The organism is Mesorhizobium sp. PL10, from assembly GCF_053714315.1.
On the sequence record NZ_JBSKBR010000139.1, the window covers coordinates 1 to 1,220 of the forward strand.

Consider the following 1,220-nt stretch of genomic DNA (forward strand, 5'->3'; position numbering starts at 1 on the left):
GGAGCTTGGCGGTCTCGATGATGGTCAGGATATTGGCGATGCGCTCACCGCCCTTGTCTGAGCCGGCGAAGAGCCAGTTTTTTCTTCCGATTCCAAGCGGACGCATGGCGCGCTCGGCTATGTTGTTATCGATTTCGACACGGCCATCGTCGATGTAGACGCTCAAGGCTGCCCATCGAGAGAGGGCATATCGCATTGCCTCGGCCAGCTTCTGCTTCTGTGGCAGCGTCGAAAGCGCTTCTTCTATCCAGCTCTTGAGGTTCGCCAGAATAGGCATGGCGTGTTGCTGGCGCAGTGTACGCCGCTCGTCAGCCGACATGCCGCGGATACGATCCTCGATATCGTAGAGCGCACCGATGCGCGACAGCGCTTCGTCAGCGATCGGAGATGGCTTCAGCTTGATCACATCATGGAACTTGCGGCGCACATGGAGCTATGGTCGGAATTGGGTGACGCGTCCGATCAGGCGGCGCGGTGATCCGGTGTCACAGACTGTGCGACACCGTTGGTGAATTTGACGCCGGCGATGACCATTGGCAACTGATTTTCGCCTTTGAGACGACGCCAGGTTTTGGCGGCGCTCATGACCAGCTTGAAGACCATGAGACGCGCTGTCTTGTGCGACAGCGCTCCTTTGGCGCGCACGGTCCGGTGGCGGACGGTGGCGAAGACACTTTCGATTGGATTCGACGTGCGCAAGTGGTCCCAATGCTCGGCCGGGAAGTCGAAGAAGCTCAGCAGCGCCTCGCGGTCCTTGGTCAGGCAGTCGACGGCCTTGGGGTATTTGGCGCTGTATTTGTCGGCGAACACGGTGATGGCGACCTCGGCTGTCGCCCGATCCGGCGCGTCGCGGATCTCGCGCAGGTCGGCCTTCATGTTCGGCTGCACCGACTTCGGCACCTTGTTGAGGATGTTGACGAGCTTGTGCTGCCAGCAGCGCTGGTGACGCGTTGAAGGAAAGATCTCGTCGAGCGCCTTCCAGAAGCCGAGCGCACCGTCGCCGACGGCGATCTGTGGCGCAATGGAAAGGCCACGGGCCTTCAGATCGACGAGCAATTCGCGCCAGCTTTGGGCGCTCTCGCGCACACCGACCTGAAAGCCGATCAGTTCCTTCGGGAGCGGGAAAAAGATGGGGGTAAGAAATTTGGTGTAGCCGGGGCTTCTTTTTCGGAAGGGTACTCTCGGTGACAGCGCAATTGAGTATGAAGGTCTGGGTCGAG

1 protein-coding gene and 1 pseudogene are annotated in these 1,220 nt (G+C 59.8%); both read right to left on the reverse strand.

What is annotated here, in order from left to right; all coding sequences use genetic code 11:
* Positions 1-430 (reverse strand): annotated as a pseudogene (locus tag ACWGTO_RS33470) (IS66 family transposase); the annotation flags it as partial.
* A 32-nt stretch (positions 431-462) separates the two neighbouring features.
* Positions 463-1,220: IS256 family transposase (locus ACWGTO_RS33475; RefSeq protein ID WP_454578953.1), on the reverse strand; the 758-nt coding region annotated here is incomplete at its 5' end.